This is a genomic window from Okeania sp. SIO2F5 (assembly GCF_010692685.1).
GTDB classification, from domain to species: domain Bacteria; phylum Cyanobacteriota; class Cyanobacteriia; order Cyanobacteriales; family Microcoleaceae; genus Okeania; species Okeania hirsuta.
The window spans coordinates 25,722-32,304 of the sequence record NZ_JAAHGU010000082.1; the positions used below are offsets into that span (position 1 = coordinate 25,722).

Consider the following 6,583-nt stretch of genomic DNA (forward strand, 5'->3'; position numbering starts at 1 on the left):
GTTATCTAGGAGAGAAGGAATAAGGAAAAATCTTGTTTTGTCTGAGTTTTAAGCTTTTGATCTGTCAAATACAGTCATGGCGACTGCGATAACAGAGAATAGGAAATAAGGAGTGGGAAGATGGTAAATTAGGAATAATATTATGTCCGTTTAATTAGTGATAAAAAACTTCCTTCTTCTTCTTCTTCCCTCCTGACTCCTGACTACTTCTTCAATCAATACTGGCTATTTTTTCAATAAATTTTTTACAGTCTCTAAGACCTTTTCTTCAACATAAGGTTTTGTCATATAAGCACAATTTTTAACTAATTGTTCAATTGCTAAACCCATTCTGGATGTACCACGAGAAGTCATAAAAACTATTGGTAAATTTTGTAACTTAGAATCTTTTCTAATTTTCCAAGCTAACTCTTGACCATTCATCCTCGGCATTTCTATATTTAATGAAATCAAGTCAACGTGTAAATTATTTGGCAATTTCTTCCAAACTTCTAACCCATCTTTTGCTACTTCTACCTGATAGCCAGCTTTGATAAAAGTCATACTCAAAAGTTGACGAACAGTAATAGAATTATCCACTATTAGAATAGTTTCGGACTTCACATATCTGTTGAAAATATTATTGATTGTTTCTAAAACTGTTTTCTCAGTAAAAGGCTTAGTTAGATAACCACAATAATTAAATTCTTCCTGAACTTTTTTCTGCTTATTTCAGATGACTAGAGATAGCTAATTTATTATGGCTAATTAATGAGACTTGATATTAGAAGTGAAATTAGAAATCTCCAATAATAAAAAGTCAAATCAATTATCCCACTCTTATTCATCAATTCTTTCTCCCTGCTCCCTGCTCCCTACTCCCTACTCTCTCTTTTGTGGAGATGTCTATTCATCGGGAGTAAAATTAAGAGGCTGTTTGTCAACAAAAGTTAAAGATAGGGTGTGTGATCAAATACGGGAAAAAGGTTGAAATTTGCCCCCATCTCCCTATCTTCCCAAATTCCCTACTCCCTTTCAACCAATAGCATCCTTGAGAGCATTCTGAGTCATAGCAGCGATCGCTTGATCTGTCGCCTTAGGTAAATGATAATACTTACCCCCTGCTTGCTTCGCCAACTCCTTCGCAAACCCAGTTGAAACAAACTTATTCTCAGTATCTATCATCAATAACTGAATCCCCAAACCCCGAACTTTAGCAGCAATTTCCAACAACTCCTCCTTAATATTCGGTTTCTCATCATCCAATATCGGTTCACCCAACGAACGCGCCAACGGAATATTACCCCGTCCGTCCGTAATAGCCACAATTACCACCTGCCCAACATCACCAGACTGCTTGGCATTCACACCCACTCTCACCGCCTGAGTCAAACCATGCGCCAAAGGCGAACCCCCACCACAAGGCATCTTTTCCAAACGTCGTCGTGCTGTAGTTATCGAACGAGTAGGCGGTAACAAAACCTCCGCTTGTTCCCCCCGAAAAGGAATCAACGACACTTGGTCACGACTCTGATAAGCCTCCGTCAACAACTGCATCACCGCTCCCTTCGCCGACTGCATCCTATTTAACGCCATCGAACCCGAAGCATCAACCACAAACACCACCAAAGCACCAGCCTTTCTTGCCAAACGCTTTGCCCGCATATCAATAGGTTCCACAATCACTTTACGATTTGGCTGACGTTCGCGACGAGACTTCTGATAAGGAGCAGCAGCTCGCAAAGTCGCATCAACCGCAATACGTCTCACCTTACCCTTGGGCAACATCGGCTTCACATAACGCCCCCGGTCTTCAGAAAAAATCACACTCCGACTACCAGACTTACCTTGACGGTTTGCTGTTTGAGCAAACATCAACACACTATCATCTAATACCACTCCCTCCGGGTCAAACAAAAATTCTTCAGGGATACTTGCCTCTTCTTCCTCTGGAGGTTCCGGGTTTTCCTCATCCTCATCCTCATCCTCCTCTTGCTCATCTTGAGACTGGTCTTCTGGTGGTGGTGGTGGAGGTGGCGGTTGTTGCTCCTCTTCTGGAGGGGTTGGCACTATTGTTGCTCGTGGCACAATGACTAATTCCACGGCCCGACGCAAGTCATCAGCATTAATTGTTGTCCTTCCATCCAGTGCTGCTGATGCTTTGGCTACTCGCACAGCAAAAAGTTCTGCTCTATGTCCTTGTACGCCTCCACGAATTGCTTCTTCTACTAAATATTGGATTTGTTCGTTAGTAATGATGACATCTTTGATCCATTCCCTAGCCAAAAGAATCTGAGTTTTGAGATTATCTATATCTTCTGCATATTGTTCGAGAAAAGCTTGGGGAGATTTAGCATAAGCTAATGCTTGTTCTACTGCCTCCACTCGTTGGTCTAAACCTAAAACCATATCTGCTGAGAGAGCGATCGCTATTCTATCTAGCAAATGTTCTCGCAGTGGTCCTTCTTCTGGATTATAGGTAGCGATAAATAGAGGTTGACAAGGGTGTTGAAAACTAATGCCTTCTCGTTCTATTTGATTTCGTCCTTCTGTGAGAACTGTGAGTAATAAATTGGCAATATTGTCGTCCAGCAAATTAATTTCGTCTACATATAATACTCCTCGATGAGCTGATGCTAATAATCCTGGTTGAAAAACAGTTTCTCCCTGTGTGACTGATTTTTCCACATCTACAGAACCTAATAACCGATCCTCTGTTACTCCTAGAGGGACTTGAATAAAAGGTGCAGGTATAACTTCAGTGAGAACTTCTACTGACGTGGGGTCGGCATACTGCTCTAATAGTTGGTCGTCCCATTCTTCGGGATAGTTAGGGTTACAGTTACTAATGGAATTTTGAACAATTTCAATGGGAGGTAGGAGTGAATGTAGCGCTCTGGCCATTACCGATTTGGCAGTACCACGACGGCCAGCAATGGCAACTCCTCCTAATCCTGGATCGACAGCGGTTAACAATAGGGCTAGTTTGATTGCTTCTTGTCCGACTACGGCAGCTAGAGGAAAGTTGATGATGGCGGGAGGGTTTACTACAGGCATAGTTTAAATAGTTTTACTCTTGGTTTTTAGGATATCAAAATAATGGGACATATTTTTCGATCGAGGTTGGCGATCGCGGTAGCGATGCGGAGGATTATTGCTTCAAATGCCAATCCTTATATATATTCTTATTTTAAAGTTACACTTTAATTCAAATATATAGTTGTACATTTGATTTTTTTACTACTGCAAAATAACTTTTAACTAACATTATTAATATTTATATGTAGCATAAGTAATAAAAATATTAAAATGAGGGGTTTCACCCCTTAAAAAGGTTATACTACGTTTAGTAGATGCACCCTGATAGTTATCTGTCCCTTTGCCAATGTTGACAAAGGGGCTTTTTTTTTATGTATGTGGGTGCTGAGTTTAATGAAACTTATGCTTTGTTTAATTTATGATATTTTTTTTTAATTACTCAAGTAGTGGGGTTTACCCCTTGCGGGTGTTATACTACGTTTAGTAGATGCACCCTGATAGTTATTTGTCCCTTGGTCAACATTGACAAAGGGGCTTTTATTTTTTAGATTAGCTATTGAAGAAGGAGGAAGGAAGAAAAAATAGATGGGTACTCAAACCCCAACCAATTGTAAACACCGTGTAGACAGCGGAGTATTAAACTCAAAAAAAAGATAATAAAGTTTTTGCTACATATCCCCTCATTTTTAAGTAGTCAGTAGTTTTTTTTGAGGAGTTAGTCAGTCTAGATAGGATTGATGAACACGGAGGAAGTTCGAGAGTTTGGTAACGCCGTCAATTTAGGCGCGGGGTAGAAAAACGAAAGGCGGTTTCAACCCCCCTGATGAGGGTCGTTGATGTATTCCAAAATCAACGGCTATCCTGACTTTTCCAGTAGTATCATCAAAATAGCTGTGAGTCCATAAACTAGGCAGCTTGCATAATTCAGGAAACTCTTGTCGCAACAATCGAGAAGACCTGCCTTTTAAAGCTTTGAATATTAGCTACTTTAAAAGAAAATAAACCACAAGATTTTGGGTCTAAACGTTTAGCTAAAATTACTGAAAAACGTAATCGTCAGATGGGTAATGCTGTTAACAAAACAGCAAGATTGGTGATTAATCATTGTCTTAAACATGAAATTGCTACAGTCATTTTTGGTTGGAATAAAGAGCAAAAAGAGTCAATTGAATTGGGAACTAAAACCAATCAAAAGTTTGTACAAATTCCTACTCCTAGACTCAAAGAAAGAATCGAGCAACTTTGCAACTTATATGGGTTGCAATTTGTAGAACAATCAGGAGTCCTATACCTGGCAATCATCGTTTTTAGACAATGATTTTCTGCCAAAATATGGTGAAAAACCCGATAACTGGGAACCATCAGGAAAGCGTATTAGGGGAGATTTATATCAATGAAAACTTATTGTATAATTATTAAAGACAATTATTTAGCAAATTAAATTAATTTAATCGTGAAATATTGGCAAGCAAAAAAGTTACCATCAACAGAATTTAAGCGTTTGACAGGGGTAAAAAAACTTTTAGAGTAATGGTTAGTACTGTAAAAACTCAAGAAAAATAAAAAAATAAATCAGGACAAAAGCCAAAATTAATAGTTGAAGACCAAATTTTAATGACTCTTCAAGATTTGAGAGAATATAGAACTTATTATCATATTGGATTGGAATGGAAAATGTCTGAATCTAATGTCTGTCGTATTGTTCATAAAATTGAAAATATCTTAATTAAATCTCGTCAATTTCGACTGCCTGGAAAAAAAGAATTATGGCAAACTCATGCTGAAGAAGAACTGGTAGTGATGGATTTCATGGAAAGTAAAATTGAAAGACCTAAAAAACCGGCAAAAACAGTTTTACAGTGGAAAACAAAGATAACATACACTAAAAACACGATTAGTAATTCAACAAAAAAATGAAAAAATCTTATGTTTAGTCTATGGAAAAGGTATAACTCATGATTTTAAACTATTTAAAAATAGTGGCGTTAAATTTGGGAATTTAATTAAAGTTATCGCTGATAAAGGCGATCAAGGAATAGGTAAAATTTATCAATTAAGTCAAACACCACTCAAGAAAAAGAAAGGGAAGAAGTTAACTTTCATAATAGAAAAAATATAATCGGCAACTGAATCAATTAAGAATTATAGTAGAACATATTAATAGACAACTAAAAATCTTGAAAATTCTCTCTTATCCTTACCGAAATCGTGGTAACAGATTTGGACTAAGAGTGAACTAAATAGCTGGTATTTATAATTATGATTTAGCTAATTAAGTTTGAATTTGAATTTATTAAATATCTAGTAAATTGAACTTTTAATCATTAGCTGAACTTATTTATTTTGGCGATTTTTAATGATTTTGGTTTGTGGCGATCGCCTGTTATTAATTATTCAAAAAAATTGATAAATTCTGGATATCTTATCAAGCAAACTTAGACTAAAAAACAGAAATATACTACAGCACAGTATATTTTTACAATAAGTCTATCAATTTAGTATAGCACACAATCTGTGAAAACCGCAACATTGATTGGTTTTCCCATCCCTCCGCTCCCGCCTTCAGGAGAGTGCGGGTCTTCAACCAACCTTGAGATCAAATACTATTCTTGATTGATTGGCTAAAAAAACCGCTCTATGCTCAAAAAGCAAAAAACGGCTTTAGTACGATGGTTATTTTTAATTGTTTAATGGAGCATATGGGAGTTGAACCCATGTCCAAAATGGCTATTTACTCTTCGCTCATTCACAGGTTTAGCTCTTGTTAACCCTCAGAGCTGGGACCATCCATTATCCCGGATGGCGGGATTCTCTAGTAAGGTCTTAACCAGTAGCTGACCAGAGGCAGTTTACTAGTGCATCCGTTGGGGTTAAGTCTGCAATCCTTAACGGAGTCAAACCACAGACGCTCGAACCTGTAAGAGGTATTTTCGCAATTAAGCTACAGCTACTTGCTTACGAGCAAAAGGTACAATGTTGTTTGCACTTATTATTTTTTGAGTCCGGGATTTGCGAGAGAAGACTCACTCTCGACCTGAATCACAAAGTAGATTTCACCACCCTGTCGAAACCGTTAATGCCCCGTGTTATTATTTTTATCTTACACATTTATTTTAATTTTGACAACTGTTGAATTTAGGAGTCAGGAGTCAGGAGTTAGGAGTCAGGAGTCAGGATTTGAATAAAGCAGAAGGCAGAAGGCAGAAGGCAGGAGTCATATAGAATCCGGTTATATATAGCAATGAGCGCTGGCATCTTTACATATTACATAAATATTGATAATGTAACATAAAAGTAACTGTATGAGCTGTATTTTTCATAAATTAGGCGATCGCTAAAGGTTAAAGTTTTAAGGATGCGTGTAATGGTATTGACAATTTACAGTTTATAGCTTAGGATTCTTTACTTTAATATATTCAAATAAAGTTTGAGTGCTATGGTATATCCTTACAGTCAAGATTTGCGTGAACGGGCTCTTGACCTCATTATTAATGGTATGTCTATCAGTCATGTGAGTCGTTTATTAAATATAAGTCGGCCTACTCTTCATCAATGGCGAGATATA

4 protein-coding genes, 1 other RNA gene and 2 pseudogenes are annotated in these 6,583 nt (G+C 37.4%); 3 read left to right on the forward strand and 4 right to left on the reverse strand.

Annotated features, from left to right (window positions below; genetic code table 11):
• Positions 1-225: 225 nt before the first annotated feature.
• From F6K27_RS21695 to F6K27_RS21705, 3 genes and pseudogenes are all read right to left on the reverse strand, one after another.
• On the reverse strand, positions 226-603 hold the full coding sequence (locus tag F6K27_RS21695) for a response regulator (protein ID WP_287278713.1): 378 nt from the start codon (positions 601-603) through the stop codon (positions 226-228).
• A gap of 411 nt (positions 604-1,014) precedes the next feature.
• Entirely contained in the window at positions 1,015-3,036 is a 2,022-nt protein-coding gene (gene bchD / locus F6K27_RS21700; protein ID WP_287278714.1) for a magnesium chelatase ATPase subunit D, read from the reverse strand.
• Positions 3,037-3,829: 793 nt separating this feature from the next.
• A pseudogene (locus F6K27_RS21705) lies at positions 3,830-3,998 on the reverse strand (transposase); the annotation flags it as partial.
• Between the two features lie 80 nt (positions 3,999-4,078).
• On the opposite strand from F6K27_RS21705, the gene F6K27_RS21710 reads away from it, so the two are divergent.
• Together F6K27_RS21710 and F6K27_RS21715 are read left to right on the forward strand one after the other, a co-directional pair.
• Complete coding sequence (locus F6K27_RS21710; RefSeq protein WP_287278715.1) at positions 4,079-4,336, forward strand: hypothetical protein; 258 nt, start codon at positions 4,079-4,081, stop codon at positions 4,334-4,336.
• Between the two features lie 135 nt (positions 4,337-4,471).
• Positions 4,472-5,258: pseudogene (locus tag F6K27_RS21715) on the forward strand (IS5 family transposase).
• A 448-nt stretch (positions 5,259-5,706) separates the two neighbouring features.
• Here F6K27_RS21715 and ssrA read toward each other — a convergent pair.
• Positions 5,707-6,101: a transfer-messenger RNA gene (gene ssrA / locus F6K27_RS21720) on the reverse strand.
• 353 nt (positions 6,102-6,454) lie between these two features.
• Between ssrA and F6K27_RS33900 the strand changes: the two genes are divergently transcribed.
• A partial coding sequence (locus tag F6K27_RS33900) for a helix-turn-helix domain-containing protein (protein WP_287276967.1) occupies positions 6,455-6,583 on the forward strand: 129 nt, incomplete at its 3' end.